This window comes from Variovorax sp. PBS-H4, assembly GCF_901827205.1.
Classification (GTDB): Bacteria; Pseudomonadota; Gammaproteobacteria; order Burkholderiales; family Burkholderiaceae_C; genus Variovorax.
The window spans coordinates 4,844,417-4,868,393 of record NZ_LR594675.1; the positions used below are offsets into that span (position 1 = coordinate 4,844,417).

The 23,977-nt window shown below is 66.1% G+C and carries 22 protein-coding genes, 1 other RNA gene and 1 pseudogene; 16 read left to right on the forward strand and 8 right to left on the reverse strand.

Annotation, left to right across the window (positions count from 1 at the left end; all coding sequences use genetic code 11):
• The 7 genes and pseudogenes from E5CHR_RS23080 (at nucleotide 1) to E5CHR_RS23115 (ending at nucleotide 7,281) form a co-directional block, all read left to right on the forward strand.
• Complete coding sequence (locus E5CHR_RS23080; protein ID WP_162582001.1) at nucleotides 1-1,440, forward strand: FAD-binding oxidoreductase; 1,440 nt, start codon at nucleotides 1-3, stop codon at nucleotides 1,438-1,440.
• Entirely contained in the window at nucleotides 1,437-2,912 is a 1,476-nt protein-coding gene (locus E5CHR_RS23085; protein WP_162582002.1) for an aldehyde dehydrogenase, read from the forward strand. Before E5CHR_RS23080 ends, E5CHR_RS23085 begins: the two co-directional genes overlap by 4 nt.
• A 21-nt stretch (nucleotides 2,913-2,933) precedes the next feature.
• Entirely contained in the window at nucleotides 2,934-3,800 is an 867-nt protein-coding gene (locus tag E5CHR_RS23090) for an extradiol ring-cleavage dioxygenase (protein WP_162582003.1), read from the forward strand.
• 16 nt (nucleotides 3,801-3,816) lie between these two features.
• Entirely contained in the window at nucleotides 3,817-4,761 is a 945-nt protein-coding gene (locus tag E5CHR_RS23095; RefSeq protein WP_162582004.1) for a fumarylacetoacetate hydrolase family protein, read from the forward strand.
• Nucleotides 4,758-5,759, forward strand: a complete 1,002-nt coding sequence (locus E5CHR_RS23100) for a ketopantoate reductase family protein (protein WP_162582005.1) — start codon at nucleotides 4,758-4,760, stop codon at nucleotides 5,757-5,759. Before E5CHR_RS23095 ends, E5CHR_RS23100 begins: the two co-directional genes overlap by 4 nt.
• Before the next feature lie 314 nt (nucleotides 5,760-6,073).
• Nucleotides 6,074-6,190, forward strand: a pseudogene (locus E5CHR_RS23110) (aldehyde dehydrogenase family protein); the annotation flags it as partial.
• Nucleotides 6,191-6,222: 32 nt separating this feature from the next.
• Nucleotides 6,223-7,281 (forward strand): MBL fold metallo-hydrolase, encoded by a 1,059-nt coding sequence (locus tag E5CHR_RS23115; protein WP_162582007.1) that lies wholly within the window; start codon nucleotides 6,223-6,225, stop codon nucleotides 7,279-7,281.
• 268 nt (nucleotides 7,282-7,549) lie between these two features.
• Here the strand turns inward: E5CHR_RS23115 and E5CHR_RS32000 are convergent, their stop codons facing one another.
• Genes E5CHR_RS32000 through E5CHR_RS23125 form a run of 3 tightly spaced genes read right to left on the reverse strand, consistent with a single transcriptional unit; the run spans nucleotide 7,550 to nucleotide 9,470 of the window.
• Complete coding sequence (locus E5CHR_RS32000) at nucleotides 7,550-7,675, reverse strand: hypothetical protein (protein ID WP_269474064.1); 126 nt, start codon at nucleotides 7,673-7,675, stop codon at nucleotides 7,550-7,552.
• The gene (locus E5CHR_RS23120; RefSeq protein ID WP_162583857.1) at nucleotides 7,672-8,640 is read right to left on the reverse strand and encodes a Bug family tripartite tricarboxylate transporter substrate binding protein; all 969 of its coding nucleotides are present in this window, start codon (nucleotides 8,638-8,640) and stop codon (nucleotides 7,672-7,674) included. Before E5CHR_RS23120 ends, E5CHR_RS32000 begins: the two co-directional genes overlap by 4 nt.
• A gap of 41 nt (nucleotides 8,641-8,681) precedes the next feature.
• On the reverse strand, nucleotides 8,682-9,470 hold the full coding sequence (locus E5CHR_RS23125) for a class II aldolase/adducin family protein (RefSeq protein WP_162582008.1): 789 nt from the start codon (nucleotides 9,468-9,470) through the stop codon (nucleotides 8,682-8,684).
• A gap of 92 nt (nucleotides 9,471-9,562) precedes the next feature.
• Between E5CHR_RS23125 and E5CHR_RS23130 the strand changes: the two genes are divergently transcribed.
• A complete protein-coding gene (locus E5CHR_RS23130; RefSeq protein ID WP_162582009.1) occupies nucleotides 9,563-10,456 on the forward strand; it encodes a LysR family transcriptional regulator in 894 nt (297 codons plus the stop codon).
• Between the two features lie 24 nt (nucleotides 10,457-10,480).
• Here the strand turns inward: E5CHR_RS23130 and E5CHR_RS23135 are convergent, their stop codons facing one another.
• Complete coding sequence (locus tag E5CHR_RS23135; RefSeq protein WP_162582010.1) at nucleotides 10,481-10,645, reverse strand: hypothetical protein; 165 nt, start codon at nucleotides 10,643-10,645, stop codon at nucleotides 10,481-10,483.
• 327 nt (nucleotides 10,646-10,972) lie between these two features.
• Here E5CHR_RS23135 and E5CHR_RS23140 point away from each other — a divergent pair, with 327 nt between their 5' ends.
• The 3 genes from E5CHR_RS23140 (at nucleotide 10,973) to E5CHR_RS23150 (ending at nucleotide 13,929) form a co-directional block, all read left to right on the forward strand.
• Entirely contained in the window at nucleotides 10,973-11,491 is a 519-nt protein-coding gene (locus E5CHR_RS23140; RefSeq protein WP_162582011.1) for a MarR family winged helix-turn-helix transcriptional regulator, read from the forward strand.
• Between the two features lie 94 nt (nucleotides 11,492-11,585).
• Nucleotides 11,586-12,551: a Bug family tripartite tricarboxylate transporter substrate binding protein gene (locus E5CHR_RS23145; protein ID WP_232062171.1), complete on the forward strand. Its 966-nt coding sequence runs from the start codon at nucleotides 11,586-11,588 to the stop codon at nucleotides 12,549-12,551.
• 43 nt (nucleotides 12,552-12,594) lie between these two features.
• Complete coding sequence (locus tag E5CHR_RS23150) at nucleotides 12,595-13,929, forward strand: sulfatase family protein (protein WP_162582012.1); 1,335 nt, start codon at nucleotides 12,595-12,597, stop codon at nucleotides 13,927-13,929.
• 899 nt (nucleotides 13,930-14,828) lie between these two features.
• Here E5CHR_RS23150 and ssrA read toward each other — a convergent pair.
• The 4 genes from ssrA to ompA form a co-directional block, all read right to left on the reverse strand.
• Nucleotides 14,829-15,214, reverse strand: a transfer-messenger RNA (tmRNA) gene (gene ssrA, locus E5CHR_RS23155).
• Nucleotides 15,215-15,226: 12 nt separating this feature from the next.
• Complete coding sequence (locus tag E5CHR_RS23160; protein WP_232062172.1) at nucleotides 15,227-15,895, reverse strand: HAD family hydrolase; 669 nt, start codon at nucleotides 15,893-15,895, stop codon at nucleotides 15,227-15,229.
• Complete coding sequence (ubiG, locus tag E5CHR_RS23165) at nucleotides 15,892-16,614, reverse strand: bifunctional 2-polyprenyl-6-hydroxyphenol methylase/3-demethylubiquinol 3-O-methyltransferase UbiG (RefSeq protein ID WP_162582013.1); 723 nt, start codon at nucleotides 16,612-16,614, stop codon at nucleotides 15,892-15,894. Before ubiG ends, E5CHR_RS23160 begins: the two co-directional genes overlap by 4 nt.
• Nucleotides 16,615-16,728: 114 nt before the next feature.
• Nucleotides 16,729-17,385, reverse strand: a complete 657-nt coding sequence (gene ompA / locus E5CHR_RS23170) for an outer membrane protein OmpA (protein WP_162582014.1) — start codon at nucleotides 17,383-17,385, stop codon at nucleotides 16,729-16,731.
• A 225-nt stretch (nucleotides 17,386-17,610) separates the two neighbouring features.
• On the opposite strand from ompA, the gene gyrA reads away from it, so the two are divergent.
• Genes gyrA through E5CHR_RS23195 form a run of 5 tightly spaced genes read left to right on the forward strand, consistent with a single transcriptional unit; the run spans nucleotide 17,611 to nucleotide 23,977 of the window.
• A complete protein-coding gene (gene gyrA, locus E5CHR_RS23175; RefSeq protein WP_162582015.1) occupies nucleotides 17,611-20,259 on the forward strand; it encodes a DNA gyrase subunit A in 2,649 nt (882 codons plus the stop codon).
• Entirely contained in the window at nucleotides 20,256-20,831 is a 576-nt protein-coding gene (locus E5CHR_RS23180) for a DUF2059 domain-containing protein (protein ID WP_162582016.1), read from the forward strand. The genes gyrA and E5CHR_RS23180 overlap by 4 nt, the downstream gene beginning before the upstream one ends.
• A 50-nt stretch (nucleotides 20,832-20,881) precedes the next feature.
• On the forward strand, nucleotides 20,882-21,949 hold the full coding sequence (gene serC / locus E5CHR_RS23185; protein ID WP_162582017.1) for a 3-phosphoserine/phosphohydroxythreonine transaminase: 1,068 nt from the start codon (nucleotides 20,882-20,884) through the stop codon (nucleotides 21,947-21,949).
• Nucleotides 21,950-21,969: 20 nt separating this feature from the next.
• Entirely contained in the window at nucleotides 21,970-23,088 is a 1,119-nt protein-coding gene (gene pheA / locus E5CHR_RS23190; RefSeq protein WP_162582018.1) for a prephenate dehydratase, read from the forward strand.
• Nucleotides 23,089-23,098: 10 nt separating this feature from the next.
• A complete protein-coding gene (locus E5CHR_RS23195) occupies nucleotides 23,099-23,977 on the forward strand; it encodes a prephenate dehydrogenase (RefSeq protein ID WP_162582019.1) in 879 nt (292 codons plus the stop codon).

Here is a 23,977-nt window from a genome sequence, read left to right on the forward strand (position 1 = left end):
ATGCAGGACGCACTGGACGAACTGCGCCGCGCCTTCGCCGGCCGGCTGCTGGTGGACGAGGCGGACAAGGCGCCCTTCCTGACCGACTGGCGCCGCAAATGGACCGGCCAGGCCGTCGCCGTGGCCCAGCCCGACAGCGCCGCCGACGTGGCGGCCGTCGTGCGCTGGTGCGCCGCGCACCGCATCGCCGTAGTGCCGCAGGGCGGCAACACGGGCTTGTCGGGGGGTGCCACGCCCGATGCCTCGGGCCGCGCGCTGGTGCTGTCGCTCACACGGCTGAACAAGGTGCGCGCCATCGACACCGTCAACAACACCCTGACGGTGGAAGCCGGCGTGACATTGCAGCAGGTGCAGGAGGCCGCGCGCGAGGCCGATCGACTGTTCCCGCTGAGCTTGGCGGCCGAAGGCACGTGCACCATTGGCGGCAACCTGGCCAGCAATGCCGGCGGCGTGCAGGTGCTGCGCTACGGCAATGCGCGAGAGCTGTGCCTGGGGCTCGAAGTGGTCACGGCGCAGGGCGAACTGTGGGACGGCCTGCGCGGACTGCGCAAGGACAACACGGGCTATGACCTGCGCGACCTGTTCGTCGGCAGCGAAGGCACGCTGGGCGTGATCACCGCCGCCGTGCTCAAGCTGTATCCGCTGCCGGCCGCGCAGGTGGCCGCCTTCGTCGCCGTGCCCGATCCGGCCGCCGCGCTTGGACTGCTGCAGTTGGCCCAATCGCGCCTGGGCGCCGGCCTCACCGCCTTTGAGCTGATGAGCGACACCTGCATCGCGCTGGTGGAAAAGCATGTGGCCAGCGCCCGGCTGCCGGTGGCCGAGCGCTCGCCCTGGTACGTGCTGCTGGAAGTCAGCGACAACGTGGACGAGGCCCATGCGAGCGCCGCCATCGAGGGCCTGCTGGAAGCCGCGCTGGACCAGGAACTGGCGACCGACGCGGCGCTTTCGGCCACGCTGGCGCAGTTCCAGGCCCTGTGGGCGCTGCGCGAGGACATCTCCGAATCACAGGGCGCCGAGGGCCGCACCATCAAGCACGACATCGCGCTGCCGATCTCGCGCATCGCCGACTTCATCGCCAGCATGGGCGAGGAGATCGCGGGCCGCTGGGCGGACGAACGGCTGGTCGTCTTCGGCCACCTGGGCGACGGCAATCTGCATTACAACCTGTCGCCCGCCGCCGACCGGCTGGGCTCGGCGCACCGTGCCGCATTCGAAGCGCTGGAGAAGCCCATCAACCAGTGCGTGCACGACGCGGTCGTCGCCCATGGCGGCTCGATCTCGGCCGAGCACGGGCTGGGCGTGCTGCGCCGCGACGAATCCGCGCGCCACAAGTCGCCGGTCGAGCTGCGCCTGATGCAAGCCCTCAAAGGCGCGCTCGATCCCCTCGGCCTCATGAACCCCGGCAAGTTGCTGCCACCCAACCAGGAGCATTCCAAATGACCACTTCCCTGCTGGACGTGGCGGGCGTCAAGGTCTCGCCCGACCACTACATCGACGGCCGTCGCGTGCCCTCGTCCACGACTTTCGAACTCTTCAGCCCCATCGACCAGCAACCGCTGGGCCACATCGCCGAGGGCCTGGAGGACCACACCGAAGCCGCCGTGCAGGCCGCCCAGCGCGCCTTCCCGGCCTGGAGCGCCATGAGCGCCGCCGAGCGCCTGCCCTACCTGGAGCGCTTCGCCGAGGAGATCGGCCAACGCGCAGACGACTTCTGCCGGCTGGAGACCACCGACGCGGGTGTGCTGCTCTCGCGCATGCGCCACGGCGTGGTGCCGCGGGCCATGCTCAACATCCGCTGGTTCGCGCAGCACGCGTTGGACCTGCAGAACCGCCCCATCGACACCGAGCAGGCTCACCACATCGTGCGCCACGACCCGGCCGGCGTGGTGGTGATCATCACGCCGTGGAATGCGCCGCTGATGCTCTCCACCTGGAAGCTGGGCCCGGCCCTGGCCGCCGGCAACACCTGCGTGCTGAAGCCGCCGGAGTGGGCGCCGCTGACCTGCTCGCTGCTGGCCGACTGCGCCGACGCGGCCGGCCTGCCACTGGGTGTCTTCAACGTCGTGCAGGGCACGGGCGCCAGCACCGGCGCGCGGCTGGTGGGCGATGCGCGCATCGCGCGCGTCTCCTTCACCGGCAGCGTGCCCACGGCCAAGTCCATCGCGCAGGCCGCCGGGGCCAACCTGGTGCCGTGCAGCCTGGAGCTGGGCGGCAAGAGCCCCTTCATCGTGCTGGAAGATGCCGACCTGGACGGCGCCGCTGCCACCGGCGCGCTGATGTACCGCAACGCCGGCCAGGTTTGCCTGGCAGGCACGCGCTTCCTGGTGCACGAGAAGGTGGCCGAGCGCTTCATCGCCACCATGCGCAGCCACGTCGAGAAGCTCAACGTGGGCGACCCCCGCGACGAGGCCACCGAGGTCGGTCCCATCATCCATCCGCGCCAGGTGGCGCGCGTCGAAGGCTTCGTGCAGCGCGCCGTCGCTGCCGGTGCAGAGCTGCTGTGGGGCGGCGAGCGCCACGGCTTCGGCGTTCAGTACTTCCAGCCCACCATGCTCACCAACGTGGCGCAGGACAGCGAGATCGTGCAGAACGAGGTCTTCGGCCCCGTGCTCACGCTGCAGACCTTCACCAGCGACGAAGAGGCAATTGCACTGGCCAACGGCACCGACTACGGCCTGGGCGGCGTTTGCTATGGCCAAACCGAGCATGCGACCGAGGTGGCGAAGCAGGTGCGCACCGGCTTCATCTGGGTCAACAGCTTCGGCATCCGCGACCTGGCCGCGCCCTTCGGCGGCATCAAGCGCTCCGGGGTGGGCCGCGAAGGCGGGGACTGGAGCTTCGAATTCTTCTGCGACATCAAGGATGTCGTGATTCCCAAAAAGCCGTTCAAGGCGAGCTTCAGCCACCGCTGAACGCCAACCAGGAGAAATTTCATGGGACAAATTGTTGGATCGGCCATCGTGTCGCATCACCCCGGCCTCATGCAGTGCGAGGAATTCCGCCGCCTGCAGGGCGCAGGCGAGGACTCGGACCTGATTGCGGGCTATGCCCGGCTGCAGGCCCGCATCGACGAGGCCAAGCCCGACGTGGTGATGATTTTCGACAGCCACTGGTTCACCACCGGCTACCACCTGGTGGACGGCGGCGAGCGCTACACCGGCACCTACATCTCGGACGAGATGCCCTGGTACCTGCACGGCGTGCCCTACGATTACCGCGGCCATCCGAAGCTGGCCATGGCCATCGAGGCGGTCTCGCGCGAGCAGGGCGGCTACAACCGCGCCATCCGCCATCCGGACCTGGGCCGCCACTACGCCACGGTCAACCTCGTCAAGCAGCTGCGGCTGGAGCTGAGCAACACGCCGGTGGTCACGGTGAGCTCCTGCCAGAACTGCGAATGGCCGCACTTCCTCAAGTCGGGCGAGGCCATCGGGGAGGCCATCCGCCGCAGCGACCTGCGCGTGGTGCTGCTGGCCTCGGGAGCGTTGAGCCACAAGTTCAACGGCATCGACTGGAAGCCGAACCATCCGCGCATCTTCCACGAGACCAACGTCTCCTCGCCCGAGAACATCGAGAGCGACAAGGGCGCCATCGCGCTGATGGCCGAAGGCCGGCACGACATGATCCTGGATCGGTGGGACGGCGAGTACCGCCGCAAGCCCTGGGAGGCCTTCGGCGCGCACTACCTGCAGATGCTGGGCGCCATGGGCGGCGCCGACTGCCGCGCGAAGGGCGAGGCCCTGTCCGCCTACGAGAACGCCCGGGGCACCGGGAACATCCACGTCTGGTTCCCCGCCTGAGCACCGCGAGTCCATCATGAACTTCGAATTCCCACTCCAGAGCGTGCCCGCGGTGATGCAGGGCCCCCGCGTCGAGCGACGCCGCGTCCTCATCGGCGGCAGCGCCTTCTGGGGCACGATGGTGGAAGAAAGCGCCGACGCCGGCCGCCTGCGCCTGGACGACGGCCGCGTGCTCGACGCCGATGCGCAGACCTACCTGCCGCCGGTCAATCCCAGCAAGATCATCGCGGTCCACATCTCCTACAGCTCGCGCAGTTTCGAGACCCGCAACAAGCCGAAGCCGACCGAGACGCCCACCTACTTCACCAAGCCGCCCACCTCACTCAACGGCCACAAGGGCCAGATCCTCAAGCCGGCGGACTGCAAGTACCTCAACTACGAAGGCGAGTACGCCGTGGTGATCGGCCGCACCTGCCGCAACGTGACGCCCGACGAAGCCTGGGACTACATCGAGGGCTTCTGCCCTGCGCTCGACATGGGCCTGCAGGATTTCCGCGACACCGACCAGGGCAGCATGCTGCGGGTCAAGGGCGCGGACACGCTGCTGCCCATCGGCCCGGGCATCGTGCGCGGCGTCAACCTGTTCGAGCAGACGCTGCGCACCACGGTGGACGGCCTGGTGGTGCAGGAAGCGCACATCGGCGAAGAGACGATCTGGGGCCCGCACTACGTGATCGCCGATATCGCGCGCCACATCACGCTGATGCCCGGCGACGTGATACTGATGGGCACGCCCTGCCATTCACGCAGCGTCAACCCCGGCAACGTCGTCGCCTGCGAGATCACCGGCATCGGCCGCGTCGAGGGCACGGTGGTGGGCATCGAGGCGCCGCGCGCCGCGGCGCTGGGCGTGGGCCATGCGCCCACCGACAGCCCCGAGGTGCGCCGCGTGGCGCTCGGCTTCGACGAGCGCGTGCCGGAACACTTCAAGGCCAACCTGCGCGCGGCCAAGGGCGAATGATCGGCAAGGTCTGCATCGTCGGGGCGGGCGCCATCGGCGGTCTGATCGGCACCCGCCTGGCCGCAGCCGGCCAGGCCGAGGTCAGTGCTCTGGCACGCGGTGCCACGTTGGAAGCCCTGCGGCGCGACGGCTGGCAACTGCAGGCGGCTGACGGCGAGCGGCTGCAGGTGCCCACCCGCGCCTCCGACCGGCCTGCGGAGCTGGGGCCGCAGGACTTGGTCATCGTCGCGGTCAAGGGGCCGGCGCTGGCCAGCCTCGCGCCGACGCTGGGGCCGCTGCTGGGCTCGAACACCCTCGTGCTGCCCGCGATGAACGGCGTGCCCTGGTGGTTCTGCCAGCGCATCAACGGCTTCGTGGAAACGGGCCTGCGCAGCGTCGATCCCGATGGCCGCGTCGCCGCCGCCATCGGCTACGAGCGCGTGCTGGGCGCCGTGGTGCATGCCAGCGCATCCACCCCGCAGCCCGGCATGGTCCAGCATCACATGGGCCGGGGCCTGATCGTGGGCGAGCCCGACGGGCGGCCCAGCGAGCGGGCCGAGGCCGTCGTTTCGCTGCTTGCGCGCGCGGGCTTCGACGCCACCCGCAGCGACGATGTGCGCTCGGCCGTCTGGTACAAGTTGTGGGGCAACCTCACGATGAACCCGGTGAGCGCCATCACCGGCGCCACCGTGGACCGCATCCTGGCGGATCCGCTCGTGCGCGACTTCTGCTCCGCCGCCATGCAGGAAGCCGCCCTGATCGGCCGGCAGATCGGCTGCTCCATCGACGAAGCGCCCGAGGCCCGCCACGCGGTGACCGCCAAGCTGGGTGCCTTTCGCACCTCCATGCTGCAGGACGCCCAGGCCGGCCGGCCGCTGGAGCTCGATGCCATCGTGGGTGCCACCTACGAGATCGGCCAGCGGCTGGGGGTCGCCACCCCCGCCATCGGGACGCTGCTGGGCATGGCCCGGCTCTTCGGCCGCGTCCACGGCCTCTATCCCGAACGCTCGCCCGCATGACCTCGAGAACCCACGGCAACTACATCGGCGGCCACTGGAACGAAGGCCAGGACGCCGCGCCCGACATCAACCCGTCAGACACGCGGGACGTGGTCGGCCTCTACGCACGCGCCAGCCGCGCCGACGCCGAGGCCGCCGTCGCCGCAGCAACGCGCCGACGCGCTCGACCAGGCCGGCAGCGAGATCCAGGCCCGCAAGGCCGAGCTGGCCGAGCTGCTGGCGCGCGAGGAAGGCAAGGCCCTGCCCGACGCGCTGGGCGAGGTGGTGCGCGCCGCGGCGCCTTCCATTCGACGGGCCAGCGCTGCACCGCGTCCTCCACGGTGATCCGCGTGCGCGATGCGGACGAAGCCCTGGCGGTCGCCAACGACACGGCCTTCGGCCTGTCATCGGGCGTGTGCACCACCTCGCTGAAATCGGCCGCCCGCTTAGAGACCGCTTACATCCAGCCCTGAGGAAACCGACCATGGCATCGTCGTTGTTCAACTTCCCGCGCTCCGCCGCCGACGCGCCCTCAGTGCCCGAGGGCGCGGCGCTGAGCCGCCGTCGCCTGCTGGCCGCCGGCTGCCTGTGCTGCGCGCTGCCGCTGGCCAACGCCCAGTCCGCAGGCCCGCTGCCTGCCGCGGCCCAGGCCCACCTGGACGCTGCCCGGCGCGCCGCCGGCACCGACCTGCTCGCCTACATGCGCCTGGGCGACGGCATCGCGCCCACGCCGAGCGCACCGCCGGTGTCGCCCGATGCGCTGATGGCCCTGCCCGCGCCGGCACCGGGCTGGGCCTTCGACAACCTGTGCTTCGTCGGCAACAAGTGGGTGAGCGCCTGGGGCATGACCACGTCGGAAGGCCTGGTCGTGATCGACGCCATGGACAACGACGAGGAGGCGCGCACCCTGGTGGCCGCGGGCCTGCGCAAGCTGGGCCAGGACCCGGCCACGATCCGCGCCGTGCTGATCACCCACGGCCATGGCGACCACTACGGCGGCTTCGCCCATCTGAAGTCCCTCTCCGGCGCACGCGCCGGCATGAGCGATGCGGACTGGACGATGACCGAGACCAAGCTCGAGTTCGACCGGCCCGACTGGGGCCGCCCACCCAAGCGCGATCTGGTGCTCAAGGAAGGCGAGGCGCTGAACTGGGGCGACTCCAAGATCGACGTGCTGCTCACCCCGGGCCATACCAAGGGCACGGTCTCGCTGCTGTTCGACGTGCGCGAGGGCACGCGGCGCCATCGCGCGCTGCCGTGGGGCGGCACCGCCTTCAACTTCCAGCGCAGCCCCGACCGCATGCAGCGCCTGCAAGCCTACATCGACCAGACGGACCGCGTGCGTCGCCTCGTGCGGTCCCAGGGCGTGGACGTGTTCATCTCCAACCACGACATCTTCGACGAGGCCGTGAACAAGCTGCAGGCCCGCCAGCAGGACGGCGCCGGCCGCAATCCCTTCGTCATGGGCACCGAGAACGTGGTGCGCGCCCTGACCGTGATGAACGAATGCGCGCGGGCAACCCAGGTGGTGTGGAGTGCCTGAGCCAGGCGATCACGCGAAGCCGTAGAGCCGCGCGGGCTGTCGACCAGGATTACTTGGCGAACCTGCGCATCCGGCACCACTCGCAGAACTGGTCGACGAGGTCCGCATCGCGGGGCACCTGCGCCGGCGCGAACAGCGCCGGATGCGGCCAGTTGGTGCCGAAGACCACAGGATGCGCAGCATCGCCTGAAATCCGGGATGGCCCACGCCCTCGCTGCCGCCGTAGCCCTTCATCAGGGTCGAGACACGCACGCCACGCATGCCGCCGTCATGCAGCGCGTGCAATTGGCGTGGTCGATGTCGCGATGCCGGCGACGCCGCGGGCCCGGTCCTGGCCCAGCTCGGCGATGAGGTCGAGCGTGAGGTGGGCGGCTGCTGCGAGGCAGACGCTCACTCTGCGGTGGCGCCGGAGTCGCGCACGATGGCCTTCCACTTCTCGTGCTCGCGCTGGGCGAAAGCGCCGAATTGCTCGGGCGTGCCGCCCGCGGGCTCGGCCCCTTCGCGCACCATCTGTTCCTCCAGCGAGGGCAGCGCGTCGTTCACCGTCTTGTTGACCAGCTGAATGACCGAGGCCGGCGTGCCCTTGGGCGCGAAGAAGCCGAACCACGAACTGGCCGAGAAGCCCGGAAAGCCCTTCTCGGCCACGGTCGGCACGCCAGGCAGCGAGCGCGATGGCCGGTCGCCGGACACGGCCAGCGCCCGCAGCTTGCCCGCGCGGATGTGCTGGATCACCGTGGGTGCGGTGGCGAACATGAACTGCAGACGCCCGGCCAGCAGGTCGGTGAGCGCATTGGCGCCCTTGTAGGGCACGTGGACGGTCTCCACGCCGCTGCGCTGGCTCAGCATGAAGCTCGACAGGTGCGACGAGGTGCCCACGCCGGTCGAGCCATAGGACAGCTTGCCCGGATTGGCCTTGGCATAAGCGATGAACTGCGCCAGGTCCTTGGCCGGGACGCTCGGATGCACGACCAGCACGTTGGGCACGTCGGCGATCTGCACCACCGGCACGAGGTCCTTGAGCGGGTCGTAGGGCAGGTTCTTGTAGAGCGTCTGGTTGACCGTCATCGGCCCCACGGAGTTGACGATCAGCGTGTAGCCGTCCGGTGCGGCGCGCACCACCGTCTCGGTGCCGATGTTGCCGCCCGCGCCCGGCTTGTTGTCGATGACGAAGGGCTGGCCCAGCTTCTCGTTGAGCTTCTGCGCCGTCGCGCGGGCCAGGATGTCCGTGGTGCCGCCGGCCGTGAAGGCCACGATCACCTTCACGGGCTTGGTCGGATAGGCCTGGGCCAGGGCCCCGGCGGACAGGGCCAGCGCCGCCGCTCCCGCCAGCAGACGCGTGCCCAGCCGCGAGAGTTTCATGCGTGTCATCGTTGTCTCCAATGTCGTGGTTGTTCGGTTCTTCAGAGCGCGTAGCCCGGGTCCAGCCGGTCGAGCTTGCGCCGCAGGGCAGGCCACTCCATCACGCCGTACGGGCGGCGCGTGCCCGGCTGGTACTGGTTCCAGGTTTCTTCCACCACCTGGGAGGGGACGGGCCGCAGGGCCGTGCCGCAGGCCATCGCGCCCAGTTGGGCGCGGCAGGCCAGCTCCAGCCGGTGCATCCAGTTGAAGGCCTCGCCGACGGTGCGGCCCACGGTCAGCACCCCGTGGTTGCGCAGGATCAGCGCCTCGCCCTGGCCCAGGTCCTCCGCCAAAGAGGCCTGTTCCTTGGAGTCGAGCACCACGCCCTGGTACTCGTGGTAGCCGACCTTGAGGAAGCGCATGGCGGTCTGCGTGATGGGCAGCAGGCCGCAGTCGAGCGCGGAGACCGCCATCGACGCCCAACTGTGCGTGTGGATCACGCAGGCGACCTCGGGGCGCGCCTCGTGCACGGCGCTGTGGATCACGTAGCCGGCCTTGTTGATGCCGTAACCCAGCGCGCCGAAGTCGGGGCTGGCCAGGATGGTGCCGGCGTGGTCCACCTTGATCAGGCAGGAGGCGGTGATTTCCTCGTACATCATCCCGTAGGGGTTGATGAGGAAGGCCTCCTCGTCGGGCACACGCATGGAGATATGGTTGGCCATCATGTCGGCCATGCCGTAGAGGTCGATCAGGCGGTAGCAGGCGGCCAGGTCGACCCGGGCCTGCCATTCCGCCTCCGAACAACGGCCGCGCATCGAAGCGACCCGGACCCTGCCATCCTGAACCTGCATGAAATGCCCTTCTTCCTGAAAAGACGGGCATCGTCCTGCGTCATCGCCGGCCGGTCCAATCGCCAATGGTGCCGGCGTCATATCCTTAATTCATGGACTACAACCTGCGCGACCTCAAGTTCTTCGAAACGGTGGCGACCCTGGGCAACGTCAGCCGTGCCGCCGAAGTCCTCGGTCGCAGCCAGCCCGCCATCACCAAATGCATCCGCCGCCTGGAGTCAGCGGTGGGCGAGCGGCTGATCGAGCGCGATGCCCAGGGCGTCGCACTGACAGCGTCCGGCCTGTTGCTGCTGGAGCGGGCCCGGCCGCTGCTGCAGCATGCGAGCCAGGTCCAACAGGAACTGCGCGACTTCTCGACCGGTGCGACGGGCCAGGTGCGCATCGGCAGCGGCCTGAGCACGGCCGCCCAGGTGCTGCCGCAGATCTGCGCGCGATTGCTCTTGCAGAGCGGCATCCAGTTCGAGGTGGTGCTGGGCACCAACATCGGCATGCGGCGCGAGCTGCGCGAGGGCCGCATCGACCTGCTGCTCGGGCTGCTGCCGCCCGAGCCCGACCTGCGCACCGTGCCCTTGGTGGACGACATGGTCGGTCCGGCCGTGCGTGCCGGCCATCCGCTGGCTGGCGGCCAGGGGCTGAGCGCGGCCGATCTGATGGAATGGCCCTGGGCGATGCCCACGCGGGACATCCCCAGCCGCCAGTGGTGGGACCGCCGGCTTCAGGAGCTGCAGCTCGCGCCACCGCCCATCCAGATGCAGTCGAACTCCCCGGCCCTGCTGCTCGGCATCGCGCGCATTCACGACGCCATCGTCTTCACCTCGCACCGCATGCTGCCCGACGGTCTACTGGCGCTGCCGGTGCAGGAGCTGGCCATGGCGCGCAAGTTCGGCGTCGCGCTGCGCAAGGAGGGCTACCTGTCACCCGCCGTGCGACGGACGGTGCAATTGCTCGTCGACCACGGGCAGGCGCTGTTCGACTACCAACCCTGAAAGGGTGGCAGCCTCTGCGGGTCGTCAAGGCCTGCCCGAATGCCGGTGGCGATCAGCCGTGGCACGGGGCGCGAGCACCTGCACCACCGGCAGCACGATGCGGTCAGGCGTCACGACCCCTCCATAGGTGAGGACCGTGGCCTCGGAAGGGTCGTGCGCGTGGTCGTGTCCATGGCTGTCGTACAGCATGCAGGTCGCGGTGCCATCGCTCCGGGGTCGGGGCAGGCCAGATGCTCTCCACGCGCGAATGCCACGGTGCCGTGGTAGGGCCCGCCACTCGCCAGTTGCACACGCGGTGCTCGCCGGGGTCTTGAGGGCGAACCGGCTCGAGGGTCGAATAGGAGTGCGCTTCTGCCTTGTTCAAATCAACGATCACGCTGGAAAACCCTAGGCGTATCTGCCGTGCCGTGGGGTGGTCTGGTTGGCGAAGGAAAGCACAATGTCCCTGTGCACGAGCAGCGTCGGACTTGGCGACGACTGATTTGCATGCGTACCTTCCGATGAGCCACTGCCCTGATGTCGCCAAACACAAGTTCGCTGAGACGCCCTGAACGCATCGATGCGTTGCTGCTGTTCCGCCTGAGCAAAATCGTTTCGCTCGGGGGCAGCATCGTCACGCGGCTGTGCGAAGGCGGTTACGGCATCACACGACGCGAGTGGGCGGTGCTCGCCATTCTCGTGACGCAGGATCGGCTTTCTTGGACAGAGGTGGCGCAGCGCGCAGAGCTGGACGACGCGCGCTTGTCGCGTGCGGTCAGCTCTTTGGTCGCCAAAGGTTTGGCTCAGAAAACCTCCGACCCCAATCGGCATGTGCACCTGGCATCGACCGAGCGCGGGCAAGACTTGTACGCGGAAATATTCCCCTTCACCCAAGCGATCCACACTCAGTTGCTGGAAAACCTAGACGACACCAGCGTGAAAGCGCTCGACCACGCGTTGTCTGTGGTGCATGCCCAGGCGGAGCGCCTCGCTCGCGAATCCGCTCTGCCCAAAGCCGACCGCAGGCTTGGCCGTGGACGGAGCCCGACGTCCTGATTGGTCCTCGGTCAGGGTTAACCATCACTCTGTTTGATTTGAACAAGCCCAGGTGCATTTCTTAGCATCGCGGCCAGTTCAACAGGAGATCTGCGTGTTCCATTCCCCTTTGTCGGCCGCAGCCATCGTCATGGCAGCGGCAATACTTGCGCCCTCGGCAGCGCAGGCTGAAGAAAAGCAACCCTTGAAGATCATCGTGGGCTTTCCCGCAGGGGGCTCGGCTGACACCCTGACGCGCATGATGGCGGACGGGCTGCGCAATGACTTCTCTCCCGTCATCGTCGAGAACCGGGCGGGCGCTGCGGGCCGGATCGCCATCACCGCGGTGAAGAATGCCAAGCCCGACGGCCAAACGGTCATCATCATGCCCAACGGTCCAATGGTGCTTTTCCCTCACGTGTACAAGAAGCTCGACTACGATCCGGTCAAGGACTTCACACCGATCTCGCTGTTGGCCCGTTTTCAGTTTGGTCTGGTTGCAGGCCCAGGTGCCGGTGTCAAGACGGTCTCGGAGATGCTGAAGAAGGTCAAGGCCGACCCCGCCTCAGGGACCTATGGAACGGCTGGAGCAGGCACGCTGCCGCACTTCCTGGGCCAGATGTTTTCGCAGGCAGCGGGCGTGAACCTGCAGCACATCCCCTTTCAGGGCGGTGCGCCCGCCAACACTGCCTTGCTGGGTGGACACATCAACTACAAGTTCGACGTGATCGTGGAAACGGCTGAGTTCCATCGCGCCGGCAAGGTGCGAATTCTGGCGGTGACCGGCGCAAAGCGTGATCCCCAGATCCCAGATGTGCCAACGCTGAAAGAAAGCGGTGTGGACATGGTGGCTGATGCCTGGTTCGGAATGTATGCCCCTCAAGGGCTCTCGCCTGCTACAAGGGAAAAGCTTGAACGCGCCGTCGTGGCAGCCATCAAGCAGCCAGAGCTGCGCGAACGCATGCAGCGGCAAGGCTATGAGCCTGTCGGCTCGACGGGCGTGGAACTAGCGGCTACGCAGGCCGCGGACCTCCGCCGGTGGGAAGCACCGGTCAAGGCCACAGGCGTGACGCTCGATTGAACAACTCACACGTCCCGCGGCCGTGTGTCTGACCTTTGCTGCTATGCAAAAACGACCCAACATCATCTTCATCGTCGCTGATGACCTCGGCTTCGCGGACCTCGGCTGCTATGGTGGTCGCGACGCAGACTTCGGCCCGGTATCCCCGGTCCTAGATGGGCTGGCAGAACGCGGCATGCGCTTTACCCAGGGGTACTCGAACTCGCCCGTCTGCTCTCCGACCCGCTTTGCTCTGATGACAGGCCGCTACCAGTACAGGCTGCGTGGAGCCGCAGAGGAGCCAATTAACGCAAAGGCGCGTGGCAGTACGACTCTGGGCCTTCCGGCTGATCACCCGAGCCTCCCATCGTTGTTGCGCAATGCAGGCTACCGTACTGCACTGCTGGGGAAATGGCACTTGGGCTATCCGCCAAGCTTTGGTCCTCTTCGCTCTGGCTACGACGAGTTCTTCGGCCCCCTATCTGGCGGTGTCGACTACTTCACCCACTGCAGTTCCAACGGGCAGCACGACCTCTGGATCGGGGAAGAAGCGCACCACGCCGAGGGGTACCTGACCGACTTGCTGTCCCGCGGCGCCGTCGACTACATCGGCCGAATGGCGACGCGCAACCGCACCGAAGGCGAAGCGCCGTTCTTCATGAGTCTCCATTACACCGCCCCGCATTGGCCGTGGGAAACGCGTGACGATGCGGCCGCGGCGCCAGACATTCGCGGCAACCTCTTTCACCTCGATGGCGGCAACATCCACACCTACCGTTGCATGATTCACCACATGGACGAAGGCATCGGATGGGTGATGGACGCGTTGCGTCACCACGGCATTGCCGACGAAACGCTGGTCATCTTCACCAGCGACAACGGGGGAGAACGCTTCTCAGATACATGGCCGCTGGTGGGCGGAAAGATGGACCTAACGGAAGGAGGGATCCGCGTTCCGTGGATCGCGCACTGGCCAGCAGCCGTTCCGGCCGGGACCTCAAGTTCGCAGCATTGCATGACCATGGACTGGTCCGCCACGTGTTTGGATGTCGCCGGAGCCTCGAGCGATCCGGACTATCCCCTGGACGGCAGATCCCTGAGCCCCACCCTGCGCGATCCCAATCACGTCGTGGATCGCCCGTTGTTCTGGCGTATGAACCATCGGGGCCAGCGTGCCATGCGCGAAGGCAAGTGGAAATATCTCCGCGTAGAGGGCCATGATTACCTGTTTGATTTGGACGGTGACGAACGTGAACGAGCAAACCAGGCTGCCCGACAACCGGCACGTCTGCGTGACATGCGGGAAGCCTGGGAATCATGGGACGCAACCATGCCAGCCATCCCTGCGGACGCCACCGTCAGTCTTGGCTACGGCCCTCAGGACATGCCGCAGCGTTAGTGCAGTGCGCGCGAAGTTATGGAACGCATCGACCAGAACCCGTTTATCTGGACCGCCAGTGCAAAGACATACTGGTCAAGGTAAGCCGCGCCAACGCCGCCTTGACGGCGGCTCGATTGATAGGGGATCGAGGTTCGGCTGACAGTCGCCGCCGAAAGCGAGAACGCTCCATGCGCGAACAGCACCGCTTCTCGTTGTAGGGCGGCACCACGACCTGGTGATCCAGAGTTTGCTCAATACGAGCCGGTGGGGCCATAAGCGGACCTCGGGCCTCACCGGAAGCAGACATCGGTGGCTCAGGTTTGTTGTCCGGGGTTGCGGCCCCTGGGGCGGAGTACCTAACTTGTCGATTGCATCCGGAACGTTGTTCGTTCAGCCTCGACCCACTCTCGGCGCCTGTAAAGCGTCGCCACGAAAAGGCATCCATTCGAGATTGGCCACCCCTATGCGCGTTCCGCTCTGGTCAACGACGGCAGGTGAGCGCTCCCGCCTGCCGAACTTGCGATGGTCTGGCCTGGTGTCCTGAAACCGCAGGTCCAGCTCAGTTGCCGAGCACTGCCTGGCTCCAGCCGAATTGTTGCCCGCGAGCGCGCAGCGCATCCGAAAGTTCTTGGCCGCTCGCCCCGCCGCTCCCAGCGTGCGCTCGGCCCGGGCGGTCAAGGTATGACGTCGAGCGTCACCGGGACAGAGGTAATGCTCCCCGCCTGGTTGAACACGGTGACTGTGTAGGTCCCCGCATCGCCCGTACTGCGTACGGTTGCAGGCTCTTCCGTTCGCGTTCTTCACTGCGCGGGCCAGCTGCGCCTCAATCAATATAGGCCATGATCGGATGCCGAGAAGGTTGTTCTCCAACGAAAAAGGCGTCCGCTGAACTTCAGCGAACGCCTTTGGACGTTATTTGGTGGAGCTGGGGGGATTTGAACCCCCGTCCGCAAGCCTTCTTCGCGCAGATCTACATGTTTAGCGATCTGTTTTGAGTCTCGCCACCGGTGTCGCGCAGTCGCACGCTACACCGGCCGCCAGTACCCTTGGATCTCGCCTCGACCCAAGGTACCCGGGTCGAAGCCAGCCGACGTAGATTATCTTTGCAGCCGGGAGGCGCGGATTGCTCCGTGCCCCCTTGCCCAGCCCATCGGCGTGCTGTTGCAAAGCTCACCGGCAATTAAGCGGCGAGTGCGAAACGTTCGTCGTTTGCAGTTAGTTTGTTTGAATCTGTTTTACGAGCGCATTCAGCTCGACATGCCCCGCTGCGATTCCGAACCCACGTCGAAACCAGTGCAGCCCCAAGACACGTATTTTAGGCCGCTTCCAGTAGTTGCAAGAGCTGCATGGGCGATTGGATGGCCGCGTCGGCTTTCGAGAGCGTGAGATCGGCGTCTGCGCCCATGTAGCCGTACGCAGCGGCCACGGTGCGCATCCCCGCGGCCCGCCCAGCGGCCATGTCGCGCTCGTCGTCACCCACGTAGATGCAGCGATCCGGCGCCACACCGAGTTGACGTGCCGCCTCGAACAGCGGCTCGGGATGCGGCTTGGCGTAGGGGGTGGTGTCGCCGCTGACGATGGCACCTGCCGTGGCGAACAGCGGCATCCCACGCGTAAGCGGCGCGGTAAACCGCACCGACTTGTTGGTGACGACGCCCCACTGCAACCCCCGCGCGCACAGCGCCTCAACCAGTTCGGCCACGCCTTCGAAAACTCGCGTGCGCATCATTCGAGCTTCATAGTTGACGAAAAATTCCTCTCGCAGCGGTGCGAAGTCCGGCGCGTTGGGCGTGATATCAAAGGCCACGCCCAGCATTCCGCGAGCGCCAGCACCGGCCATGGGGCGATAGCGCTCCATCGGCAGCGAGGCCAGCCCGCGGTCGGCACGCATCTGATCGGCCGCGGCGCCGAGGTCAGGTGCGCTGTCTATCAGCGTACCGTCGAGGTCGAACAAAACGGCCATGGTCCCGGCGGCAGAAATCATGACTGGGGCGCCGCAGGTTTGCGCGTTGCAAACATGTAGTTGACGCTTGTGTCATCGCTAAGCCAGTAGCGGCGCGTGACGGGATTGTGCTGCAGCCCGCGCGTCTGTTGGAGCTCGAGCCCTGCCGCGCGGCAGTGAGCAGCCAGCTCGCTCGGCCGGAGCAGTTTCCGGTATTCATGCGTGCCCCGAGGCAGCATGCCCAGGACGTATTCCGCCCCTACGATTGCCAACAGAAAAGACTTGACGTTGCGGTGGATAGTCGAGAAGAAGACCCAGCCTCCGGGCTTGGCCAGCTGGGCACAGGCCTTCACCACCGAGGCCGGCTGCGGCACGTGCTCCAGCATCTCCATGCAAGTGACCACATCAAAGGTCTCGGGCTGCTCAGCAGCCAGCGCCTCGGCGCTGATGTGGCGATACTTCACGCCGCGCGTCGCCGCCTCGAGCGCGTGCAGTTGGGCCACCTTGAGGGCCTTGTCGGCCAGATCAATGCCAAGCACGTCGGCACCGCGCCGGGCGACGGCATCAGCGAGGATTCCGCCGCCGCAGCCCACGTCAAGCACCCGGCGCCCGGCCAGCGGCGTAATACTTTCGATCCACTCGAGGCGGAGCGGATTAATTTCATGGAGCGGCCGGAATTCGCTTTCCAGATCCCACCAGCGGTGAGCCAGTTCAGAGAATTTGGCGAGTTCCGCTGGATCGGCATTCACGGGTTCGGTCATATGCGGATTATGAAACGACAGGAATTGCCTTAACGGACGCTCGGCGAATCCGCAATGCATTTGCCCATTAAAAAACCCCGCCGAGGCGGGGTTTGTTTTGAAGATTCTTGCGAATCAACGGTTGGCGCGGGTACCGACCACTTCGATTTCGACGCGGCGGTTCTTGGCGCGGCCTTCCTTGGTGCGGTTGTCGGCGACAGGCTGCTTCTCGCCCTTGCCTTCGGTGTAGACGCGGTTGCGTTCGATGCCCTTCGAGACCAGATAGGCCTTGACGGCTTCAGCGCGGCGCACCGAGAGGCGTTGGTTGTAGGCGTCAGTGCCGATCGAGTCGGTGTGGCCGACAGCGATGATCACTTCGAGGTTCACGTCGCGGATCTTCGAGACCAGGTCGTCCAGCTTGGCACGGCCTTCGGGCTTGAGCACGGACTTGTCGAAGTCGAAGAATGCGTCTGCAGCGAAAGTGACCTTCGAGGCGGCAACAGCCGGAGCGGCCGGAGCAGCCGGAGCCGGGGCAGCCGGGGTGACGGCAGCGGGGGGCGGCGGCGGAACCAGGGCACCATCGCAGCCGGCAGCGGCGGTAGCAGGCGTCCAATTCGCATCACGCCAGCACAGTTCGTTCGTGCCGTTCTTCCAGACCAATTCGCCAGTGCCGTTCTGCCAGTTGTCGATCACGGGCCCACCGTTAGCGGCGGTGACACGGGTCTGCGCGCCGGCGGCAGTGGCGAGCGCAGCGACTGCAAACATCATCGCCACTTTATTCAGTTTCTTCATGGTTCTCCTCTTGGGGAAAAAGCCGCAGCCGCGCTGCGAATCAAGGACGCTTTAAGTGACCACCACCCAAAACGTTGAGGCGATTGTGCCATGGGATCTTTGGCAAACCGCCCGGCAGGCGCCCCTGAACCGTAGGACGGAGGCGGAATCCCGGGCTTCTGTTGCGGCGGTGCGACACCCTGCACGGCGTAAAATTTGCGGTTCCCTGCCGTCAGCCCGCTGCCCATGACCTCGTTCGCCAAAGAAACTTTACCCATTAGCCTCGAAGAGGAAATGCGCCGCAGCTATCTCGATTACGCCATGAGCGTGATCGTCGGGCGCGCCCTCCCCGACGCTCGCGACGGCCTCAAGCCAGTGCACCGGCGAGTCTTGTACGCAATGCACGAGCTCAACAACGACTGGAACCGGCCTTATAAGAAGTCGGCGCGTATCGTCGGTGACGTCATCGGCAAGTACCACCCGCATGGCGATCAGTCGGTCTACGACACCATCGTGCGGCTGGCGCAGGACTTCTCGATGCGTCACATGCTGGTCGACGGGCAAGGCAATTTCGGATCTGTCGACGGTGACAACGCGGCGGCGATGCGCTACACCGAAATCCGGCTCGCGAAGATTGCACATGAAATGCTGGCCGACATCGACAAGGAAACCGTCGATTTCGGTCCCAATTACGACGGCAGCGAGAAAGAACCGCTGGTATTGCCAAGCAAACTGCCGAATTTGCTGGTCAACGGTTCAGGTGGCATTGCGGTCGGCATGGCGACCAACATTCCTCCTCATAACCTGAACGAAGTCGTCGACGGGTGCCTGCACCTTTTGCGCCACCCGGACGCCAGCATCGACGACCTGATGGAGATCATCCCGGCACCGGACTTTCCCACCGCAGGAATCATTTACGGCGTCAACGGCATCAAGGACGGCTACCGTACAGGCCGCGGCAAGGTGGTGATGCGCGCAAGGTGCCACTTCGAGGACATCGACCGCGGGCAGCGGCAGGCGATCATCGTCGACGAGTTGCCCTATCAGGTCAACAAGAAGACGCTGCAGGAGCGCATGGCCGAGTTGGTCCACGAGAAGAAGATCGAGGGCATCAGCCATATCCAGGACGAGTCCGACAAGTCGGGCATGCGGCTGGTGATCGAACTCAAGCGCGGCGAGGTGCCCGAGGTCGTGCTGAACAACCTCTACAAGCAGACTCAGCTGCAGGACACCTTCGGCATCAACATGGTCGCGCTGGTCGATGGCCAGCCGAAGCTGTGCAACCTGAAGGACCTGGTCGAGGTCTTCCTGCAGCACCGGCGCGAAGTCGTGACGCGCCGCACGGTCTTCAACCTGCGCAAGGCACGCGAGCGCGGCCACGTGCTCGAAGGCCTGGCGGTCGCACTGGCCAATATCGACGAGTTCATCGCCATCATCCGTAACGCGCCTACACCGCCGGTCGCCAAGGCAGAGCTGATGACGCGCCGCTGGGACAGCAAGCTGGTGCGAGAAATGCTCACGCGGGCGCGCGCCGACGGCGGCACCGTCAATGCCGACGACTATCGTCCGGAGGGGCTGGAGCGTGAGTACGGCATGAGCTCGGACGGCCTCTACCGTCTTTCGGACACGCAGGCCCAGGAAATCCTGCAGATGCGTCTGCAGCGCCTGACCGGCCTGGAGCAGGACAAGATCGTGGCCGAGTACAAGGAAGTGATGGCCGAGATCGATGATCTGCTGGACATCCTGGCCAAGCCCGAGCGGGTCTCGACCATCATCGGCGACGAACTCGCCACCCTCAAGCAGGAGTTCGGCCAGAGCAAGCCTGGCGCGCGTCGCAGCCAGGTCGAGCACAGCGCCTTCGATCTGTCCACCGAGGACCTGATCACACCGACCGACATGGTCGTCACCCTTTCGCACGCCGGCTATATCAAGAGCCAGCCACTGGGGGAGTACCGGGCGCAGAAGCGCGGAGGGCGCGGCAAGCAGGCCACAGCCACCAAGGAAGACGACTGGATCGACCAGCTTTTCATCGCCAATACGCACGACTACATCCTTTGCTTTTCCAATCGCGGCCGGCTCTACTGGCTAAAGGTGTGGGAGGCTCCGGCGGGTTCCCGCGGCTCGCGCGGGCGGCCGATCGTCAACATGTTTCCGCTGCAAGAGGGCGAGAAAATCAATGTCGTCCTACCGCTCACCGGCGAGAAGCGCACGTTCCCGGCCAACCAGTATGTCTTCATGGCGACCTCGATGGGCACGGTGAAGAAGACTGCGCTTGATGAATTCAGCAATCCGCGCAAGGCCGGCATCATCGCGGTCGACCTGGACCCCGGCGACTACCTCATCGGTGCAGCGCTGACCGATGGCGCGCACGACGTGATGCTGTTCTCTGATGGCGGCAAGGCCGTGCGCTTCGACGAGAACGACGTGCGCCCCATGGGTCGCAACGCGCGTGGCGTTCGCGGCATGACGCTCGAGGACGGCCAGGGAGTGATCGCCATGCTCGTGGCCGAGGACGAGGAACAGAGCGTGCTCACTGCGACCGAAAACGGTTACGGAAAACGCACAAGCATTACCGAGTACACGCGTCATGGCCGCGGAACCAAAGGCATGATTGCAATTCAACAAAGTGAGCGCAACGGAAAGGTCGTGGCTGCCACCCTGGTGCATGCAGACGACGAAATCATGCTCATCACCGACAAGGGCGTGCTCGTGCGCACCCGAGTCTCCGAAATCCGCGAACTCGGCCGCGCAACGCAGGGCGTTACGCTGATCGGGCTCGACGAAGGTGCCAAGCTCAGCGGCCTGCAGCGCATCGTCGAGAACGACGCGAATGTGGAAAACGACAACGGCGCCGACGACGCTACTTCAACATCTTCAACGGAGAATCCTCAGTGAAAAAAATCAAGTTCGCGCTCCTCGCGGTCGCGCTCGCCGGCAGCTCGGTGGCCATGGCCCAGGACAAGCCGGCAATGGTCAAGCAGTTCCTCGATCTGCAGCGCCCCGGCATCGAGGCGCTTGCCCGCGGACTGGTCGAGCAATCCAGTGCCCCTATTGCGCAGGCAGGCTCGCAATACCTGCAGACGCAGGTCCCCGCCGAGAAGCGCGAAGCCGCGGCCAAGGCTGCCGACGCCGAACTCAAGAAGTACTTTGACGAGGCCTACCCCATCGTGCGCGACAAGGCCGTGGCGCTCGCACCGGACGCGCTGGGCCCGATCCTGCGCGACAACTTCAGCGAAGAAGAACTGCGTCAGCTGCTGGCCTGGATCAACTCGCCCCTGAGCAAGAAGTACCAGGAGCTCAATCCCAAGATGCAGACCGCACTGACGGAAAAGCTGGTGGCTGAAACCCGCTCCAGCATCGAGCCGAAGATGCGTACGCTCGACGCCAATGTCGCCAAGGCCCTGGGGGCCCCGACGGAAGGCGCACCGCCAGCCAAGTCCGCGCCCAAGGCGCCCGCCAAGAAGTGACGGCAGGCGCGGGCTCGCGCCCGTACAACTTCTCAGCCGGCCCTGCTGCAATGCCGGAGTCGGTACTGCAACGCGCCGCCGGCGAGATGCTGGACTGGCAGGGCAGCGGCATGAGCGTGATGGAGATGAGCCATCGCGGCAAGGAGTTCGGTGCGATCTGCACCCAGGCCGAAGCCGATCTGCGCACGCTGCTGGCGGTGCCCGGGCACTTCCACATTCTCTTCATGCAGGGCGGCGGCCTGGGCGAGAACGCCATCGTGCCAATGAACCTGTCCCGCGGGGGAAGTGTCGACTTCGTGATCACCGGCAGCTGGAGCGCCAAATCTCAGAAGGAGGCCCAGCGCTATGGCGAGTCCCGCATCGCGGCCTCCAACGCCGACAGCCAACACACGCAGATGCCCGCGCCCGCGACCTGGCAGCTGTCGCGGGACGCCTCGTACGTGCACATCTGCTCCAACGAGACGATCCACGGCGTCGAATTCCAGGCGCTGCCTGATCTGGCGGCGCTGGGCAGCAACTCCCCGCTGGTCATCGACTTCTCTTCGCACGTGGCTTCGCGCCCTGTCGCCTGGGACCGCGTCGGCCTGGCTTTCGGCGGCGCTCAGAAGAACCTCGGCCCGGCGGGTCTGACGCTGGTGATCGTGCGCGACGATCTGCTGGGCCAGGCGCTCGAGATCTGCCCGAGCGCCTTCAACTACCGGATCGTCGCGGACAACAAGTCCATGTACAACACCCCACCGACGTGGGCCATCTACATTGCCGGACTGACTTTCCAGTGGCTGCTGCAGCAGACAGAAGGCGCATTGACCGGGGTAGCGGCCATGGAACAACGCAACATTGCCAAGGCGCGGCTGCTCTACGACTTCATCGACGCGTCGCCGTTCTACGAGAACCGGGTTGCGCACGACTGCCGCTCGCGCATGAACGTGCCCTTCTTCCTCAAGGACGAGAGCCGCAACGAGGCTTTCCTGGCTGGCGCCCGCCAAGCCGGCCTGTTGCAGCTCAAGGGCCACAAGTCGGTCGGCGGAATGCGCGCCAGCATCTACAACGCGATGCCGCTCGAAGGCGTTCAGGCGCTCGTGGGCTACATGCGAGAATTCGAGCAGTCGCACGCGTAGAGATGCGTGCGACCTGACCGATGACCGCTTCCACGCCCCAACCTCCCGCTTCCGACCCTTCCGCCAGCCTAGCCGACCTTCGGGTACAGATCGACTCGCTCGACCGGCAACTGCTCGACCTCCTGAACCGCCGTGCCCACGTGGCGGAGCAGGTGGGTGAAGTCAAGAAACGCGAAGGCACACCGTACTTCCGGCCTGACCGCGTTGCGCAGGTCATCGAGAAGATGCAGCAGAGCAACCAGGGCCCGCTCAAGGCGCTGCACGTGGCCGCCATCTGGCGGGAAATCATGTCGGCCTGCCTGGCGCTCGAATCCCCACAGCGCGTGGCCGTGCTCGGGCCCGAGGGCACCTTCTGCGAGCAAGCGGCCATCGAGTATTTCGGCGGCGCCGCGGACCTGATCTACTGCGCCAGCTTCGACGAGGTTTTCCACGCGACGGCGGCGGGCAGCGCGCAATACGGCGTGGTCGGCGTCGAGAACACCACCGAAGGCGTGGTCACACGCTCGCTCGACCTGTTCCTGCATTCCCCCACCCACGTGGTTGGCGAGGTCAGCCTGCTGGTGCGTCACCACCTGCTGCGCACTGTCAACTCGCTGGAGGGCATCGAGGCGGTCCTCGCGCATCCGCAGGCGCTCGCACAGTGCCAGACCTGGCTGTCCAAGCACCTGCCGCATGCCGAGCGACGTGCGGTCTCCAGCAATGCCGAAGGCGCCCGGCTCGCCGCAGGCAACCCGGCCTGGGCCGGCCTTGCCAGCGAGCGGGCAGCCACGCGCTTCGGGCTGCACATCGTGTCGCATGCGATCCAGGACGACTCTTACAACCGCACCCGCTTCGCCGTCATCTGCCTGCCGCAGACGCTGGCCATGCCCCCGGCCTCGAGCAAGGACTGCACCAGCCTGGTGGTTTCCGTGCCTAACCGGCCCGGCGCCGTGCACGACTTGCTGGTACCGCTCAAGGTCAATGATGTTTCGATGACTCGCTTCGAATCGCGTCCCGCGCGCACCGGCCAGTGGGAGTACTACTTCTACATCGATCTCGACGGCCATCCTTCGCAGCCCAACGTGGCCGCCGCCCTCGCCGAACTGCGCAAGCTCTGCGCGTTCTACAAGGTCATCGGGGCCTACCCCGTCACCGCCTGAGGTCGCGGCCATGTTCGACCAGCTCGGCTTGATTGGCTGCGGCCTGATGGGGGGGTCCTTTGCCCTGGCGCTCAAGCGCGCCAAATTGGTGAAGCGCGTGGTCGGCTACAGCAAGTCGCCATCGACCACCGAGCGTGCTCGGCAGTTGGGGGTGATCGATGTCGCAGCGCCCTCCGCATTGCTCGCGGTCTCCGGCGCCGATCTGGTACTGATCGCGGTGCCGGTTGGCGCCTCAGAAGCCACCTTCAAGGCGATTCGCCACGGCATCACCGAGCAGATACTCGTGATGGACGTGGGCTCTACCAAGTGCGACGTGATCGAAGCCGCGCGACGCGGTCTGCACGATCAGTTCGCCACCTTCGTTCCTGCGCATCCGATCGCCGGCAAGGAGGTCGCCGGCGTCGAGCATGCCGATGCGGGCCTCTACACCGGCCGCCAAGTGGTCCTCACGCCGGTCAAGGCCACGCTGCGTTCAAACGTGCAGCGCGCGACGCAGGCTTGGTCCGGAGTCGGTGCCAAGGTCGTGACCATGACACCAGAGGCGCACGACAAGGCCTTCGCGGCCGTCAGCCACCTACCCCACCTGCTGGCATTTGCTTTTACCAACGCCATCATGGCGCAGCCCGAAGGACAGCGCTTCCTGGAGTTGGCCGGCCCGGGTTTTCGCGACTTCACGCGTATTGCAGCGGGCGACCCGGCGCTGTGGCGCGACGTCCTGCTGGCCAATCGCGAACAGGTACTGCAGCAGTCCGCCGCCTTTCGCGCGGCGCTGTCGCAGCTCGAGGCCCTGATGAGCGCGGGCGATTCGCAGGCACTCGAGGAGGCCATCGCTGCAGCGAGTGCCGCCCGTGCGCAGTGGCAGCCGGGCGCCGGCGTGTCGCCTGGCTGA

Excerpts from the sequence above, each read along its gene's own strand:
- E5CHR_RS23140 (WP_162582011.1), top strand. The coding sequence starts at position 10,973 with ATGTCGCCAAACACAAGTTCGCTGAGACGCCCTGAACGCATCGATGCG.
- pheA (WP_162582018.1), top strand. The coding sequence starts at position 21,970 with ATGACCGCTTCCACGCCCCAACCTCCCGCTTCCGACCCTTCCGCCAGC.
- E5CHR_RS23090 (WP_162582003.1), top strand. The coding sequence starts at position 2,934 with ATGGGACAAATTGTTGGATCGGCCATCGTGTCGCATCACCCCGGCCTC.
- gyrA (WP_162582015.1), top strand. The coding sequence starts at position 17,611 with ATGACCTCGTTCGCCAAAGAAACTTTACCCATTAGCCTCGAAGAGGAA.
- E5CHR_RS23085 (WP_162582002.1), top strand. The coding sequence starts at position 1,437 with ATGACCACTTCCCTGCTGGACGTGGCGGGCGTCAAGGTCTCGCCCGAC.
- E5CHR_RS23160 (WP_232062172.1), bottom strand. The coding sequence starts at position 15,895 with ATGATTTCTGCCGCCGGGACCATGGCCGTTTTGTTCGACCTCGACGGT.
- E5CHR_RS23195 (WP_162582019.1), top strand. The coding sequence starts at position 23,099 with ATGTTCGACCAGCTCGGCTTGATTGGCTGCGGCCTGATGGGGGGGTCC.
- E5CHR_RS23130 (WP_162582009.1), top strand. The coding sequence starts at position 9,563 with ATGGACTACAACCTGCGCGACCTCAAGTTCTTCGAAACGGTGGCGACC.
- ompA (WP_162582014.1), bottom strand. The coding sequence starts at position 17,385 with ATGAAGAAACTGAATAAAGTGGCGATGATGTTTGCAGTCGCTGCGCTC.
- E5CHR_RS23135 (WP_162582010.1), bottom strand. The coding sequence starts at position 10,645 with ATGCTGTACGACAGCCATGGACACGACCACGCGCACGACCCTTCCGAG.
- E5CHR_RS23080 (WP_162582001.1), top strand. The coding sequence starts at position 1 with ATGCAGGACGCACTGGACGAACTGCGCCGCGCCTTCGCCGGCCGGCTG.
- E5CHR_RS23115 (WP_162582007.1), top strand. The coding sequence starts at position 6,223 with ATGGCATCGTCGTTGTTCAACTTCCCGCGCTCCGCCGCCGACGCGCCC.
- E5CHR_RS23120 (WP_162583857.1), bottom strand. The coding sequence starts at position 8,640 with ATGAAACTCTCGCGGCTGGGCACGCGTCTGCTGGCGGGAGCGGCGGCG.
- E5CHR_RS23095 (WP_162582004.1), top strand. The coding sequence starts at position 3,817 with ATGAACTTCGAATTCCCACTCCAGAGCGTGCCCGCGGTGATGCAGGGC.
- E5CHR_RS23100 (WP_162582005.1), top strand. The coding sequence starts at position 4,758 with ATGATCGGCAAGGTCTGCATCGTCGGGGCGGGCGCCATCGGCGGTCTG.
- E5CHR_RS23150 (WP_162582012.1), top strand. The coding sequence starts at position 12,595 with ATGCAAAAACGACCCAACATCATCTTCATCGTCGCTGATGACCTCGGC.
- serC (WP_162582017.1), top strand. The coding sequence starts at position 20,882 with ATGCCGGAGTCGGTACTGCAACGCGCCGCCGGCGAGATGCTGGACTGG.
- E5CHR_RS23125 (WP_162582008.1), bottom strand. The coding sequence starts at position 9,470 with ATGCAGGTTCAGGATGGCAGGGTCCGGGTCGCTTCGATGCGCGGCCGT.
- ubiG (WP_162582013.1), bottom strand. The coding sequence starts at position 16,614 with ATGACCGAACCCGTGAATGCCGATCCAGCGGAACTCGCCAAATTCTCT.